Origin of the sequence: Saccharicrinis aurantiacus (assembly GCF_001660705.2) — a bacterium.
GTDB classification, from domain to species: Bacteria; Bacteroidota; Bacteroidia; order Bacteroidales; family Marinilabiliaceae; genus Saccharicrinis; species Saccharicrinis aurantiacus.
In genome coordinates this window covers 229,196-245,606 of record NZ_LYBV02000030.1, presented here as the reverse complement: position 1 = coordinate 245,606, position 16,411 = coordinate 229,196, and the positions used below count along the sequence as shown (strand labels likewise).

15 protein-coding genes are annotated in these 16,411 nt (G+C 35.1%); 9 read left to right on the top strand and 6 right to left on the bottom strand.

Annotated features, from left to right (window positions below):
• Positions 1-15 precede the first annotated feature (15 nt).
• On the top strand, positions 16-1,641 hold the full coding sequence (locus A8B35_RS13835; RefSeq protein ID WP_068473648.1) for a hypothetical protein: 1,626 nt from the start codon (positions 16-18) through the stop codon (positions 1,639-1,641).
• Between the two features lie 40 nt (positions 1,642-1,681).
• Here the strand turns inward: A8B35_RS13835 and A8B35_RS13830 are convergent, their stop codons facing one another.
• The 6 genes from A8B35_RS13830 to A8B35_RS13805 form a co-directional block, all read right to left on the bottom strand.
• Positions 1,682-2,311 (bottom strand): hypothetical protein, encoded by a 630-nt coding sequence (locus A8B35_RS13830; protein ID WP_068473646.1) that lies wholly within the window; start codon positions 2,309-2,311, stop codon positions 1,682-1,684.
• Between the two features lie 91 nt (positions 2,312-2,402).
• Positions 2,403-3,119 carry a sulfite exporter TauE/SafE family protein gene (locus A8B35_RS13825; protein ID WP_068473644.1) on the bottom strand — a complete coding sequence of 239 codons (717 nt, stop codon included), beginning with the start codon at positions 3,117-3,119 and terminating at the stop codon, positions 2,403-2,405.
• Positions 3,120-3,121: 2 nt separating this feature from the next.
• Complete coding sequence (locus A8B35_RS13820; protein ID WP_068473641.1) at positions 3,122-4,045, bottom strand: YeiH family protein; 924 nt, start codon at positions 4,043-4,045, stop codon at positions 3,122-3,124.
• A gap of 71 nt (positions 4,046-4,116) precedes the next feature.
• The gene (locus tag A8B35_RS13815; protein ID WP_068473638.1) at positions 4,117-5,004 is read right to left on the bottom strand and encodes a LysR substrate-binding domain-containing protein; all 888 of its coding nucleotides are present in this window, start codon (positions 5,002-5,004) and stop codon (positions 4,117-4,119) included.
• A 162-nt stretch (positions 5,005-5,166) separates the two neighbouring features.
• Complete coding sequence (locus tag A8B35_RS13810; RefSeq protein ID WP_068473636.1) at positions 5,167-5,640, bottom strand: hypothetical protein; 474 nt, start codon at positions 5,638-5,640, stop codon at positions 5,167-5,169.
• 227 nt (positions 5,641-5,867) lie between these two features.
• On the bottom strand, positions 5,868-6,587 hold the full coding sequence (locus A8B35_RS13805) for a YoaK family protein (RefSeq protein WP_068473634.1): 720 nt from the start codon (positions 6,585-6,587) through the stop codon (positions 5,868-5,870).
• A gap of 125 nt (positions 6,588-6,712) precedes the next feature.
• On the opposite strand from A8B35_RS13805, the gene A8B35_RS13800 reads away from it, so the two are divergent.
• From A8B35_RS13800 to A8B35_RS13760, 8 genes are all read left to right on the top strand, one after another.
• Positions 6,713-7,297, top strand: coding sequence for a TetR/AcrR family transcriptional regulator (locus A8B35_RS13800; protein ID WP_068473631.1), 585 nt, complete (start codon positions 6,713-6,715; stop codon positions 7,295-7,297).
• Positions 7,290-8,435, top strand: a complete 1,146-nt coding sequence (locus tag A8B35_RS13795) for a hypothetical protein (RefSeq protein WP_068473628.1) — start codon at positions 7,290-7,292, stop codon at positions 8,433-8,435. Before A8B35_RS13800 ends, A8B35_RS13795 begins: the two co-directional genes overlap by 8 nt.
• Positions 8,436-8,462: 27 nt before the next feature.
• Positions 8,463-9,152, top strand: coding sequence for an ABC transporter ATP-binding protein (locus tag A8B35_RS13790; RefSeq protein ID WP_068473625.1), 690 nt, complete (start codon positions 8,463-8,465; stop codon positions 9,150-9,152).
• A complete protein-coding gene (locus A8B35_RS13785) occupies positions 9,153-10,322 on the top strand; it encodes an ABC transporter permease (RefSeq protein ID WP_068473622.1) in 1,170 nt (389 codons plus the stop codon). It abuts the gene before it with no gap.
• A gap of 122 nt (positions 10,323-10,444) precedes the next feature.
• Positions 10,445-11,716, top strand: a complete 1,272-nt coding sequence (locus A8B35_RS13780) for an ABC transporter permease (RefSeq protein WP_068473619.1) — start codon at positions 10,445-10,447, stop codon at positions 11,714-11,716.
• 51 nt (positions 11,717-11,767) lie between these two features.
• Positions 11,768-12,499: an outer membrane lipoprotein-sorting protein gene (locus tag A8B35_RS13775; protein WP_068473617.1), complete on the top strand. Its 732-nt coding sequence runs from the start codon at positions 11,768-11,770 to the stop codon at positions 12,497-12,499.
• Positions 12,500-12,961: 462 nt separating this feature from the next.
• Positions 12,962-14,416, top strand: coding sequence for a sulfatase-like hydrolase/transferase (locus A8B35_RS13765; RefSeq protein WP_068473609.1), 1,455 nt, complete (start codon positions 12,962-12,964; stop codon positions 14,414-14,416).
• Between the two features lie 61 nt (positions 14,417-14,477).
• Positions 14,478-16,121 carry a sulfatase family protein gene (locus tag A8B35_RS13760; RefSeq protein ID WP_068473606.1) on the top strand — a complete coding sequence of 548 codons (1,644 nt, stop codon included), beginning with the start codon at positions 14,478-14,480 and terminating at the stop codon, positions 16,119-16,121.
• The last annotated feature ends 290 nt before the right edge of the window (positions 16,122-16,411 follow it).

The following is a 16,411-nucleotide window of genomic DNA, read 5'->3' as shown; positions in this document are numbered from 1 at the left end:
CCAATTAAGACATTAATGAAATTAAAAACACACTTATATAAAATTCTATTTATAGCAATTATTTGCGCTTCTCATCAAACTAAAGCTCAAGAAGTAAGCTACTATGACAATTGGCAATTCCACCCTTTTGGCAAAGTACTTTATCAACCCGGAACTAATTATCATACTTCGTTAAGACCAATTGACTATACAAAACTACAGCAATTAACGAATGTTGACTCTATTTTGTATGACGGTATAAAAGTACCAGATGGAAAGTTAAATATCTGGAAACGCTTCTTACATGATGATTTAATTAAATGGGAAAACGAAGATTGGTGGGTTAAGATAAACCCTCTTTTTGATTTTAATGTTGGACAAGAACGTATTGAAAATAAAACTACATGGACTAATACACGTGGCATATCAGTAGATGGAAAGTTAGGTAAAAGCTTCTATTTTTATGCAGATTTTTACGAGAATCAAGCGGTATTCCCAAATTATATTGATGACTTTGTTAGAACCAACAAAGTTGTTCCCGGGCAAGGAAAAAGTAAGAACTTTGCCAACGAAAGTCCGCACGACTTTTCTCAGGCCACTGGTTATATTTCATTCAATGCTTATAAAGAATATATTAATATTCAGATGGGTAATGGCAAAATGTTTATTGGTGATGGTCATCGTTCTCTATTGCTTTCTGATAATGCTTTTAGCTATCCGTTTTTACGACTAAACGCTGAGTTTGGTAAAATAAAATATATGATACAATGGGCACAACACCGCGATTTAAATATTGATCCAGCCCTAGAGGGTAACGATGCTCGTTACCCTGAGAAATATTCTGTTTCGCATTACCTCACCGCTAACATAGGAAACAGGCTTTCCCTTGGTTTTTTTGAGAATGTTGTATGGGCTGCGCAAGATACTATGGGTTATAGAGGTTTTGATTTTACTTACTTGAATCCATTCGCGTTTTTTAGACCAATAGAATATGCGACAGGATCACCTGACGCTGTAACAATGGGATTAAATGCAAAGTATATTGTAGGAAACAAGAGTGCATTCTATGGACAATTCGTTTTAGGTGAATTTAAGTTTGACGAGGTATTTGGAGGCAATAAGTGGTGGGCCAATAAACATGGATTTCAACTAGGTTTTAAAAGCTTTGATGTGTTTAAAATAAACAAACTCGACTTCCAAACCGAGTATAATCAGGTGAGGCCTTACACCTATTCTCACCGAGAAAGCATTACTAATTACGGACACTATAACCAATCATTGGCGCATCCTTTGGGGGCAAACTTTAGAGAAAGTGTTACCCATATTAAATATCAATACCGACGTTTCATTTTTAATGCCGAGTTTATGTTAGCCATGTATGGTAAGGATTATGAAGATGATGATATTAGCTGGGGTAAAGACATCTATAAAAGTAACGATAATAGACCTGGTGATTATGGCCACTATATTGGGCAAGGCTTAAAAACTAACTTATATTATACTGATTTAAGTGTTAGCTACCTTATCAACCCAAGAAATAACTTCAATATTGCCCTTGGAACAAGGCTAAGAAGAGAAAGTAATAATTTACAAGTATTAGAAACACAGCAAGTTTGGTTTGCAATCAGAACAAGCTTAAAGAACTTATATTATGACTTCTAAACATCGCTATTAGAAGTCATTATAAAGTAGATCTATTAAATTACTGAAGAGCTATTCCATTTTCTATCATTAGATAAACCAACAGCATAGCAATAGTAATTGCAAAAAGTACAGGAGGTAAAAAACTACGCTTAACAAACACCTGACTACTTGGCACATGTTTATTCCAAAACCAATGTTCCATTAAATAAACCCCACCTAAACTAGCAGGAACGCTAAGTATGGTGGCCGATGGTCCGAAGAAGTTCAATACGACTCCTTGCAATAATGAATATGCCAATCCAGCAAGAACTACATTACGAGCAATATCTTTTTTCCCAAGTCGAGAGAAATTAATTGCCATTAAAATACTACCTCCAAATACCGAAAACAACACCCCGAAAATCCTCATAAAAAATGGACTATATAATTCTGGAGCGGGTAAATTTATTGCCTGAGCATCCTCCTCTATCGTATCAATAATTGAGTTGGCTTTTTTCTGGCTCAAAACACCATCTAATTTAGATTCTAGCATTACCAATGCTTCATTTCTAACACCTCTCTTTTCGAGTTCCCAAATTGCTGCTACAATAGCACCTTCTTGATATCGGTTTTCGTTATTTATATATTCGTACAACTCAGCTTCTGATTTGGTGGTCATTTTAGCTGAGTACTCATTTTCTTTTTGCATTATTCTTATTTTAGAATCGCAAATTTAAAGAATTACTAATACAATCTTAGATGTAGCATATAAATAATTAATGATCTCAAGATTTCTGCTATTATGATATTAAAAGAATCACACAAGATATCAATGTAATAACAACGCTAATATTTTTAAATAATTGGGCAGGTATCACAGCATTTAATCGCTTACCTAGCACTGCACCTATTAATAGAATAGGTGCAAAAACAAGAACCATTTCAATAGATTGTCGCGAAATTAAACCGGCAATAAAATATCCAACAACAGCAACAACAGAGGTAACAATGCTAAACCATGCAAATACTTCTCTGAAGGTTTGATTGCTGGTATTAGTCTGATTTAAAAATAAAGCCAATGGAGGTCCACTCACTGAAATACTACCTGTTAAGAAACCAATAATAGAGCCGGCCAAACTATAAGTCCATTTAGGCAAATTTATGTTTGACCGAACTTTAAAAATCGATAGCAAGCATAAAATAATAAATAGGCCAGATACAATTTGAATAAGAAAGCCTTCATCAATATACTTTAATACCCCAACACCAGATATTGTAAAAATACCGCCAAATATAATGAGGCTCATAAACTTCTTATCTATCAATTTCTTCTCCTTTTTTTGAAGTATAATAAATACTGAAGCCAATAAATTGCACATTACCAATACTGGTATTAATTCTTTTGGGCTATACCAGATCATTAGAAGCGGAAGAGATAACAGGGCAAAACCAAAACCCGTAATGCCTTTTAAAAGGCTACTAAAAATTACAACAACAATTGCACCGATGTTAACCATGTCTATTGCATTAAAAAGATTAAGGAACCAACTGATATAAAAATCCACAAACCAATACCCATTATAAAACTTTTAAGTCCTGCTTGCTTAGCACTTTTCAATGAAATACTAGACCCAATTAAAAACAGCGCAACTACCATCCCTTTTTTACCCAACCATGCAAAACTTGGATAAATACCATTTAATGTTGGAACGAAATACGAGAAAATAATAGCGCCTACAAACAATAGAATAAACCACGGGAATTGGATCTTTCCGGTTTCCTGCCCTCTTGAAAAAAACATAACTACTAAGGATAAAGGAATGATCCACAATGCCCTTATTAACTTTACTGTTGTAGCAATTTGTAATGCGGTTTCTCCATAAATAGCACCTGCTCCAACAACTGAACTAGTATCGTGAATAGCAATTGCTGCCCATTTACCGAAAGTATATTCATCCATATTTAATGCATGTCCTACCAATGGGAATAAGACTAAGGCAATGGCATTCAATATAAAGACTACTGCTAAGGAAAAGGATATCTGTTCATTTTTACTATTTGTTAGAGGAGCTATTGCTGCTATGGCGCTTCCTCCGCATATGGCAGTTCCCGAAGCTATTAGTAAACCTACCTTTGTATCAACCTTCAATAAGCGGGTTAATACAAAACCCAAAGACATCACCAATATAACGGATACCGCAGTGCCTAGTAAACCATCTTTTGAAGCTTCTAAAACATCAGGTAATTGCATTCCAAAACCCATCAAAACAACAGATCCTTTTAAAAAGAGAGAAGAGTTCTTCGAGACATCAGCATTCTTAAAACCTAATGCTGAAAATAAAATCCCAATACCTAATGCAATTGCTGGAGAAACAAATGGCATAAAGCAGAATACCATTGTGCCAATAAATAAGTAATTAAGCTGTTTATTTGTGAGTTTCATACCTTATCTTTTTTTACAAAGATATCCGCCCACTATAACCAAAGCAAATAGTATTTTTTTATATTGAATAACTAAAAGTTATATTGATTAACAAAATTAATAAACATCGATGCCAGCTTATTTTCATAACCATGGCGCATAACCACACGTAACTCTCGGTTTATAATGAGGCCTTTTACATTTAGTCTGATAATCCGATTCTGATGCAACTCATTTAGAACGGACTGCTCTGACACAATAGCAATTCCATCAAAATCGTGAAGAAATGACTTTATCGCTTCGGTACTTCCCAGGTGAATTAATGTATTTAATTCCTCTACCAAAACACCAGCCTCTTTCAGTTTTGTCATTACCACCTCCAAGGTACCTGACCCTTTTTCGCGCAGAACTAGTGGTATTTCTTTAAACTCACTTAAACTAATTTGTTTTCGCTTGGCATAAATACTATTAACCCCAGTTACCACAAGTAATTCGTCATCCATAAATTTTGAGTACTTCAAATCGGAATGGACAGTATCGTTCTCAAGCAAACCAACATTTACTTCGTTATTCATTAAAGCTTGTTCTACTTTAAACGAATTCCCACTTATTAAGTCGAGTTGTATTTTAGGGTATCGCTTATGAAACGAAGCCATCATTTTGGGTAAAATATAATTAGATATTGTTGAACTAGCTGCTAAAGTAAGCTCCCCTTTAAAAGTATCATTAAGTCTACCAATCTCAAATTCCATGTTTTGGTATAACTGTTCAATTTTCTTTAAATTTGAATAAGCCAACTTACCTGCCTTAGTTAAATAAATCCGATTTCCTTTGCGTTCAAATACAGATATTTCCAACTTTCTTTCCAACTCTTTAATATGCTTGGTTACTGCAGGCTGACTGATAAACAACTCACTTGCAGCTTTAGAAAAACTTAAATTCTCAGCTACAATTAAAAAAACTTTATCTCTATAATCCATAACTAAACAAAAATCTATTTACGCTTAATGACTTTAAGTTAGCACAAAAAAAATGTTCTTATATCATGCTTTGCAAACACAATAAAAGAACACGCATAATATTTTTATTTCGGTAAAATCGAATTTACAACCTAATAGACTTTTCTACAATCCTGCAGAGATCTATTTATTTTGATAAAGCCTATCCTCTTTGGCATAAGCTACATCTTTCTTTGTACCTAGTAAATACCCAATACTTCCTCCAATAATAGTTGTAAATATAAGGCTCACAATTAACGCTAATAAACCTTCAAATAAAGATCCGATTGAAAAGCCTAATGCAATACCAAAGCTTAAACCTAAAATAATACCGAATGACCTATGGTAATTTACTGGTCTAAATTTAAATTGCTGCTGCAGGTATCGTTCAAACTCAGCTAATCGCCTATTTACGTATGATCCCTTATTACTAACTTTGGCTTGTATTCCAAGGTTTGCAATCTGATGCTCAATCGATTTTATCTCATCAACTGACAATTCTTTCTTAATCAAGTCATTTAAAACAACAACAAATCTGTTTAAAGCCTTCTTTTCAGACTCGCTTTTTGCTTCCTCTAACTGCTTGTTAAAAAAAACAATAGTTTTATCTAGTCCCATAACAGTGGTTTAAGTTAGTTTTTAAGGTTTTAAATTATTATCTCCATAATTATTGGCTGTAATATTAATCAATTTATTGATATTTAATACCTAAGTTTTACACTTATTTACTATAAGATATTAAGATCTTGTTCATTTTGCACAAATTAATGTCACCTAAGGCCTAACTATAGGCCTACTAGTAGTAAATTAATAATAGATTAAAATTCTACTTTCGATAAGCTAATTTAAAAGCGAATAATAGTATGTTTAGATATAAACTTTTGATCATCATAAATTAAACTTAGAATTAAAATTATAGATGGCAAAAGCAAGCTTACTAAACCCAAGTTCAGATTAATATAGAGAATAGTTGCAACGAGACCACCTATAAAAAAGAAAGATATTATGGAAATACGCAATGAGATTGTTGATTGAATTTCCTTACGCTTTACCTTATCTTTTTCAAAAAGAAGCTGAGCCAACTCTATACCTAAATCAGTAAATAACCCAGTTAAGTGTGTTGTGCGCACAACGGCATTGGATATTTTAGTAACAAATGAATTCTGAAGTCCCATTGACAGTAATAGCAAGTTACTTATTACAAAAGATTGTACCCCCGAATTTAAGCCAATTATTACAATTAACATTAACAACAATGCTTCAAGAAGTATTGGAACGAGGTACACATTTAACTTTCGATTATGCCTAAAAAATTCCATAATCAAGTTTGATAAAAACGAACCAAATAGAAATGAACTTACGTAAGTTAAAAACACAAGTCCTCCCCTAAAATTTAACTGCGACACTTTTTGAACGAAAAAAGCAAAATGACCTGTTACATTAGTGGTTAATATATCCAACGATAGTAAACCAGTAATATTTACCAAGCCTGCTACGAAAGATAAAACTACTGCTAATCTCAAATTGTGTGTTAAAGTGCGAGTATTTCCTTGATGCTTGAACATTGGTTTTATTTTAAGGCGAAATTAACAAAATAAAGTTTCTTACACAGTCAATCACTTACTATAAAAATAGACGATAATTGTACTAATTGATATTTTTCGTACATTTACGAAAATTTTGTACTAAAATGACACCTACAAAACAATCCAAATTAATTGCCATAAGTACTAAAGGAAAAGACCTTTTCTGGAAATATGGTATTAAACGTGTTAGTATTGAGGAAATATGTAGAGAAGCAAAAGTTAGCAAAATGACTTTCTATAAATTCTTTCCCAATAAAATAGCGCTTGTTCATTCAATCCTATCCGAAATTTATGATGAATCATTAAACGAATTCAAAGAAATCTTGTCATCAAATATTGAATTCACTGAAAAGATGAAACAGCTTTTTATTCTCAAAAGAAAAAGCGCTCAAGGTATTAGTATCGAACTATTAAAAGATATCAATCAATTACAGGATGATAAATTATCCTTATTAATAGAAGAAAAAGGAAAGGAGTCTCTTAATTTGTTTATTGAATTCTTAATTGAATCTCAGAAAAATAAGCTGATGAGATCTGACATAAAAATAGACTTTGTTTTATTTCAATTAAATCAAATGAATTTAATATTTGAGAATCTTGATTTAGTAAATCAATATGAGAATCCTGAAGAGTTGATCATGGAATCCTTGCGATTTTTATTTTATGGCTTAGGAGTTCGAGATGAATAAAATCTTACACATATCAATTCTAATTTTCGCCTCATTAAACGCGTTTTCGCAATCGAAAGAAGAAGAAAACAAACTCGAGTTTAAAGGTCAACTATCTAGTTGGGTGCATTATAATAACAATAATACATATCCCGTTTATGTAGGCACTCGTTATATCCCGCAACTAAATTACGAATTCAACACTAGTACAAATTATAAAATCGATTTTGAAGCTTCGGCCAATGCTGTTGGCGATGTGGGAATTCAATTTTGGGATAAGGCAGAGGGTAACGCTAGCCTAAACGCTTATCGTTTATGGGGAAGATATTCTACAGATCAACTTGAGGTTAGAATAGGCCTCCAAAAAATTGACTTTGGTACTGCTCAAATTTTACGTGCGCTGCGTTGGTTCGATCAAGTAGATCCGCGCGATCCGCTGCAACTTACTGATGGGGTTTATGGTGCTCTTGCTAGGTATTACTTTCTAAACAATGCCAATATATGGTTATGGAGCTTATACGGGAATAATAACCAAAAAGGGATGGAAGTAATTGGCACTAATAAAACTATTCCAGAATTTGGTGGTAGAATTCAATTTCCGGTACCCATGGGAGAAACCGGAATTTCTTATCACCATAGAGTGGCAAACTCAGAGGAATTTGAAGGTGTGATTCCTGAATATGAAAAGATACCTGAAAACAGAATAGGAATAGACGGCAAATGGGACTTGGTTGTTGGTCTTTGGTTTGAAGGTGCATATGTAAATAAATCGAAATATGTAGGCGCACTAACGCATCAACAAATATTTACTTTAGGAAGTGATTATACTTTTAACCTTGGTGCTGGACTTAATGTAACCCTTGAGCATATGCTTTTCTCTAACGACGAAAATGCTTTTGAGTTTGCCAATACAAATAACAATACAGCACTTTCGATGATGTATCCCATAGGAATGTTTGATAACATACAAGCAATAAGCTACTATAACTGGGAACAAAAACAGATTTATAATTTCGTAAATTGGTTTCGTAGTTTCGACAAAACCACATTTTACTTAATGGCATACTGGAATCCCGAAAATGCAGTAGTACCTACCGGAGGAATACAAAATCTATATGCAGGAAAGGGCATTCAATTTATGTTTGTATTTAACCATTAAAACGAAATCAACAACAATTCATATATAATGAACATCATACAATTAAATAATTTAGTAAAAAAATATCCTGTTGGTAACGGAGAGTTTACTGCCTTAAATGATATTAATTTAAATTTTAAAGAGGGCGAATTCACCGGACTTGTAGGCCCTAGTGGATCTGGTAAAACAACTCTATTAAATATCATCGGATCTTTAGATTCTCCAAGCTATGGAAGTGCCATTGTTATGAATAAGTCAATTGCTGAGTTAAGTCACAAAGAGGCAGCTATGCTGAGAAACCAACATATCGGATTTATTTTTCAAACCTATAACCTACTACCTGTTTACACGGTATTTGAAAATGTTGAATTCCCACTTTTGCTTCAAAACAAAAATGCGACACAACGCAAAAATGCGGTAATGGAGGCTTTGGAGTGGGTCGGATTAACGGATAAGATAAAGTCGAAACCTAGCATGTTATCTGGCGGAGAGTGTCAACGTGTTGCTATAGCTCGTGCCATGGTTAAAAAGCCACAGATTGTTTTAGCAGACGAGCCTACCGCTAATCTCGATTCAAAAAATTCGCATCATATTCTGCAAACCATGCAAAAGCTAAATAAAGAATTGGGCGTAACTTTTCTATTTTCTACACATGATGAAAAAGTAATGCAATATTTAAATAGACTTATTTCGCTCGAGGATGGTAAAGTAATCAGTGACACTATAAAAAATGCTTAAATGATTGCCATAAAACTCGCATATAAAAATTTAGTTGGTGCAGGTTTGCGCACTTGGCTAAATGTTTCTGTTCTTTCATTCGCATTTGTGTTGATGATATTTTATAACGGAATGATTGAAGGTTGGAATCGTCAAGCCCGCAACGATACGCAAGACTGGGAAATTGGTCAAGGACAATATTGGGAACCCTCTTTCGACAGATACGACCCATATACCTACCAAGATGCTCATCAAGTTATATCAGAACCAATTATACAACAAATAAAAAAAGGCTTACTCACTCCCATTTTATTAGTACAAGCCAATATGTATCCTCAAGGTAGGATGCAGAGTGTATTACTGAAAGGGGTTGATCCAAAGCAAAATATTTTAAAATTACCCACGTCGGATTTAAGGTTTAGCTCAAACGAAACCTGCGCAATAATAGGTAAACGCTTGGCAGATGAAAATAAACTGAGTGTTGGAGATAAAGTATTGGTGCGTTGGCGCGATAAAAATGGAATGTTTGATGCAATAGAAATTAAGATTGCATCCATCTTTAAAACGGATGTTCCTTCAGTTGAAAATGGCAATATGTATCTCAACATTGAAGTATTGCAAAAAATGACTGGAATGACTAATGAGGCAAGCATCTTAGTTGCTGGTAAGGATTCTAAATTATACGATATTACAAATTGGGATTTTAAAACACCCGACTTTTTATTAACTGATTTTGATGCTATGATACAATCCAAAAAGGCCGGAGGGATTATTATGAGTGGCCTACTACTTATAATTGCTCTCTTAGCCATATTCGATACGCAAGTATTGTCAATTTTTCGACGACAAAAAGAAATTGGAACCTACATTGCAATGGGTATGACACGCTCTCAAGTAGTAGGTATTTTCACCGTTGAAGGAGGAGCACATAGCATTTTAGCTGCACTAGTTGGAGCTATTTATGGCATACCACTATTCATATGGCTCAACAAGGTTGGCATTCCAATGGCGGCAAACTCGCAAGATGCGGGCATCACCATTGCCGACACCATTTACCCTTACTATAGCTTAGATTTAATAATCAGCTCTCTCCTATTGGTTATTATTTCGGCAACAATAGTAAGTTATATGCCAGCACGTAAAATTGCGAAACTTAAACCAACTGAAGCTTTAAAAGGAAAAATTCAATAACGAATAACTCAAGGCTTCTCTACAATTACATACAAAACTCGCATATACAAACTTAATTGACTCAATACTAAGCTCAAGTAAACATTGAGCAACAAAAATATAAGAAGACTAATTATACTCAAATGATACAATTTCTATTTAAAGGAATATTACGAGATAAAAGCCGAAGTTTGCTACCGGTTATTATTATTTCCATTGGGGTTTTTCTAACCATTTTTATGAGTGGATGGATGAAGGGTATCTTTACAGATATGATTGACCTTAATGCCAAATTTACAACAGGTCACGTTAAGGTAATGACCCAAGCCTATGCTGAAAACGAAAAGCAATTGCCTAATGATTTAGCGCTGATGGATGCCAATAAATGGTTGAGTATCTTGCAAAAAGAGAATCCAGAAATGGAATGGGTACAACGCATCCACTTCGGAGGCCTGTTGGATGTTCCAGATAGCAATGGTGAAACTCGGGCACAAGGTCCGGCCATCGGAAAAGCAATTGATTTACTAAGCCCAAACTCGCACGAGGCCAACAGAATGAATATTACCAAATCACTGGTTAAAGGAAGCCTGCCTAGCAAAAACGGACAGGCCTTAATCAGTAATGAATTTGCCGAACGATTTGGAGTAAACGTAGGTGATGATATTACTTTATTTGGATCTACCATGCACGGAAGTATGACCTTTCAAACCTTTAAAGTCTCGGGCACTTTAAATTTTGGAATGAGTGCCCTCGATAGAGGTGCCATAATTATTGACATTAGCGATGCGCAACAAGCCTTAGATATGCTTGATGTTACCAGCGAAATATTAGGGTATTTTAACGGCGACTATAACGATAATCAGGCTGAACTTATTAAAACCAATTTCAATAATAAGTACACCAAAGCCGATGATGAATATTCACCACAAATGTATAAACTTACCGATCAAGGCGGACTAAAAGAGATGTTAATGCAAGCTGAAAATATGACTAGCATAATGGTATTTATATTTATTGTAGCCATGTCAATTGTTTTATGGAATACTGGCCTATTGGGCGGTCTGCGTCGTTATAGCGAGTATGGCGTTCGCTTAGCTTTGGGCGAAGAAAAAAGCCACATCTATAAAACCATCATTTACGAAGCGATCATTATAGGCTCTATTGGTTCTATTGTGGGTACAATATTCGGATTAAGTGCCTGCTTTTACCTCCAAGAGAATGGTATCGATTTTAGTGATTTAATGAAAAACGTAGATATGATGATGCCGCCAGTATACAGAGCTATAGTAACGCCTGATTTATTTTACATTGGCTTTATACCAGGCTTATTTGCCATGACTTTAGGTAATGCACTAGCCGGATACTCAATCTACAAAAGAAAAACAGCCACTCTTTTTAAAGAATTAGAGGTCTAATGGAATTATAAGCATTATGTTACAACTAGTTAATCAACAAATAATAAAATCATGAAATACATAGCCATCATCATATTAAGTCTTTTATCCATTTCAATCTGGGCACAAACCGCTTCCGAAATTCTACAAAAAATCGACGATAACATGTCATCTGATAATCAAATTATCGAATCAAGCATGACAATTCATGGCAAGCGAAACAGCAGAACCATCACTTCCATTACCTATACCGTAGGAACTGAAAAATCGTTTACCGAATACCTTTCACCAGCTCGCGAAAAAGGCACAAAAATGCTAAAGCTAACTGATAAGCTTTGGATATACTCGCCTAGCACCGATCGTACCATACAAATATCCGGACACATGCTTCGTCAATCAGTAATGGGGTCTGATATGTCTTACGAAGATGCTATGGACGATAGAAAACTAAGTGAAGTATATGAAGCTAATATTATAGGTGAAGAAACTTACGAAGATAAAGCGGTTTATGTTCTCGAACTCAATGCCACAGTAAACGACATTGCATATCATAGCAGAAAAATGTGGGTCGACAAACAAAAGTTCATTCCCCTTAAGGAAGAACTCTATGCTAAAAGCGGACAACTATTAAAACAATTTACAGTAAGTGAGGTTAAAAAATTTAATAATAGATGGTATCCTACTAAAATGAATTACAAAGATATGCTTAAACAAGGAAAAGGAACAGATATGAATGTTATCAGCATTAAATTCAATCAAGATATTCCTGAGTATATATTTACAAAAGCCGCATTAAAGCAATAGCACCCATTCCATATACTGCCGAATATTAATTTGGGCAGTTAAACGTGCTATCCACTCTAGTAAATGCTTTGCGCATCTTATTTTATATGGTCGGTGCGTGTGCTTCCGTTGGTCGCCTACACCCTCCCTATAAAATACGTGCACAAAGCATTCACTGTCGTTTCTATCACTACTGCAAGACACATTTCCATTACTCATAAATACATGTATAACATTTCTTAGCCTCATCAAATTACCCCTATTCTACCCGCTTTTTTTAAATAAATTTTACCACTCCAACAAAAACCCATATAGAACTACCTATCAATGGGTTGAAACATTACATTTCATACACACCCCTTCACACCCTCACTATATAAATACTCAAATTACTAAACAGCCTTGGTTTTTACCCTGTTTAGTACCCGTTTATATTGAGCTCTATATTCCATATTTGTATTACGACTAAAAAATATACTTCTTATGGAATTACTAAAACGCTCATTGATTTCCTTGCTATCTTTTCTTGCTATAAGCTCTGTTTATTGTAATGCACAAAACACAGCAAGCAAACCCAACATCATTATTTTTATGGCTGATGATATGGGATATCAAGATGCAGGATTTACAGGAGCAACAGATATACTTACTCCTAACCTTGATAAAATAGCAGCTTCAGGAGCAATATTCACTCATGGCTACGCAAACCATTCGTTTTGTGCACCAAGTAGAGCCGCATTACTTTCGGGACGTTACCCTTATCGTTTTGGCTTCGAAACAAATCCGGCTTATGACCCGGCTAACCCTAATTTAGGAATAAGCAAGAGTGAAAAATTATTCCCTGAGCGTTTACAAGAAGTAGGCTATAAAACTGGCGCCATAGGAAAATGGCACTTAGGTGCTGCTGAAGATTTTCATCCGAATAACAGAGGCTTCGATTATTTTTATGGTTTTCTAGGTGGTGGTCATGACTATTTCAGAATAGACATGACAAAACCCGTATGGGAAGCATATTTACAAGGATTGGTTCGTAATAAACGACCTGCTGACTTCGAAGGATATTTAACCACAGCCTTAAGTCACGATGCAGTAAACTTTGTAAACGAAAATAAAAACAACCCATTCTTTTTGTACGTAGCTTACAATGCCCCACACATGCCATTGCAAGCCCCTAAAGAAGATATTGAAAGTTACGCACACATTAAAAATAAAAAACGCCAAGTATATGCCGCTATGATTGATGTTATGGACCGCGGTATTGGCGAGGTAATGAACGCACTAAAGAAGAACGATATTTACGAGAATACCTTGGTTTTCTTTTTAAGTGATAATGGCGGCCCAATAGGCTCTACTAAGCAGCCAACTAAAGGAAATGGGTCAAGCAACAAACCTTTCAGAGGAGGAAAAGGCAACTTTTACGATGGCGGGGTACATGTACCATTTATCGCATCTTGGCCCGCACAAATACCAGCCAATACGGTAATTGAATACCCTGTAAACTCACTTGATATTGCACGAACTGCCGTTGCTGTTGCAGGTGCTAATGCCAACACGTCTCCTCAAATGGAAGGCGTTGATTTAATCCCATTTGCCTCAGGTAAAGATAAAGGTGCTCCGCATCAGTTCATTTATTGGCGTGGCGGCAATGGAAAAAATTGGGCCATATTAGCATCTGATAAAATGAAAAGTGTAAATGACAAAGACAGCAATAAACCTGAATTATATTATTTACCAGATGATGCTAGTGAAGCTAAAGATTTAATGAGCAAGCACCCCGAACGTGCAGAGGTACTTTACAAAAGTTGGACTGAGTGGAACAAAAATAATATTCCATGTAATATGCTTGGTTATAAAGACTATCATAAAAAGAGAGATCAGTTTTATGAAGGTGCTTTACCTAAAAATGCTCAAAAAGTTAAAAAGCAAAAACACGAATAAAGGCGATACAAAGACATAATAGTCTTTAACAATAATTCGAAGAAACAAACTAAAAAACAATATGAAAAACACACAATTAGCACTAATTATACTTCTGATAGCTATAATAACAGCGTGTAATGGAAAGGTGAAAAAAATAGGGACTCCTAAAAAGCCAAATATTTTATTCATCATGTCTGATGATCATACATCTCAGGCCATTGGTGCATATGGTAGTCGCTTGGCAAAACTAAATCCTACACCAAATATTGATAGAATTGCAAACGAAGGTATGTTATTTGAAAATGCCTTCTGCACAAATGCCATATGTACACCATCGAGAGCAACAATCATTACAGGGCAATATAGTCAGGCTAACGGGGTATTAGATTTAGACGGACACCTACCTGCCAGCAAGCAATATCTACCGCAAGAAATGCAAAAAATAGGATACGAAACTGCGGTAATTGGCAAATGGCATTTGAAAGATCAGCCGAATGCTTTTGATTATTATAAGGTATTTTACAACCAAGGCGAATATTTTAACCCGGTTATGTACGAAAAAGGTAGCACCGACTCAGTATATAATTATAAGGTTCATCGTGCAAAAGGTACGTTCGCAGGTAAAAGATACGAGGGTCATTCGTCTGATATTGTAACAGATGCCTCACTCAATTGGTTACAGAACAAGAGGGATAAAAGCAAGCCATTTATGCTTTTACATCATTTTAAAGCACCGCATGATATGTTTGAATTTGCACCACGCTATTCAAATTATCTCGAGGATGTTGAGATTCCTGAACCTGCCAGTTTATATGATAACCAAAATAATGGATCGGTAGCAACCAGAGGTTACAACAACAGTTTAATAGATACTATTGGTTCATCTGTTGGTCACAGAAATGTAATACGTAACATGGGTATGCATATGGATATTGATCAAAGCTTACCTGAAAATGAATACAAAAAATTAGCTTATCAAGAGTATTTAAAAAGATACCTACGTTGCGTAAAAGGAGTAGATGATAATGTGAAACGTATTTTCGACTACCTTGAAAAAGAAGGCTTAATGGACAATACCATTATTGTATACACAGGAGACCAAGGCTTTATGCTTGGCGAACACGATTACATTGACAAAAGGTGGATGTATGAAGAAGCCATGCGCATGCCATTTATGGTTCGCTACCCTAAAAAAATAGAAGCCGGAAGCAGAACAAATGCGATAGTAAACAACGCGGATTATGCACCAACTATCCTAGAGTTGGCTGGAGCTGAGACTCCTGAATATATGCAAGGACATAGCTTTGCTCACATACTTGAAACAGGTGAAGAACCTGATGGATGGCAACAAGCCACTTATTACAGGTATTGGATGCACATGGCACACAGACATAATAACCCAGCGCATTTCGGAATCAGAACAAAAGACTATAAGTTGATTATGTTTTATGGCGCTAATTACGATTCAAGATTTGCCAATTGGCAAGCTGAAGGCAAAAAGAAAAGGCCCGTACCGGCAATAAAAACACCTGTTGCATGGGAGTTTTACGATTTAAAATCGGACCCTAACGAAATGGATAACAGATACAATAACCCTGAATATGGTCCAATTATCAAAGAACTTAAACAACAGTTGACTGCGAAAAGAAAAGAACTCAACGAGGAGGACAACAACTACCCGCAACTAAAAGAGATTATCGATGCGCATTGGAATGACATGTAAGCGTATCTATTTGAGTAAAATATAACACAACTATATAGATTAGTGAAAAAGTAGCAAATCAGAGAGTGAATCTTCTGAATTGCTACTTTTTTTTTGAGTAAAACAAACGGATCTCAGTACACTTTTATCTTCTCAAACTCTCTTTTGTCTATGGCAGATATCTGAAATCCCAATGCCTAGTTTGCTAAATACGTTATTTAATCTCCGATCCTTATCGGCAGCAATAAAATTGATCATACGCGAAGTGTAATTACCTTTAAAAGTACGACCCTGAAACGCATCGAGAAAGC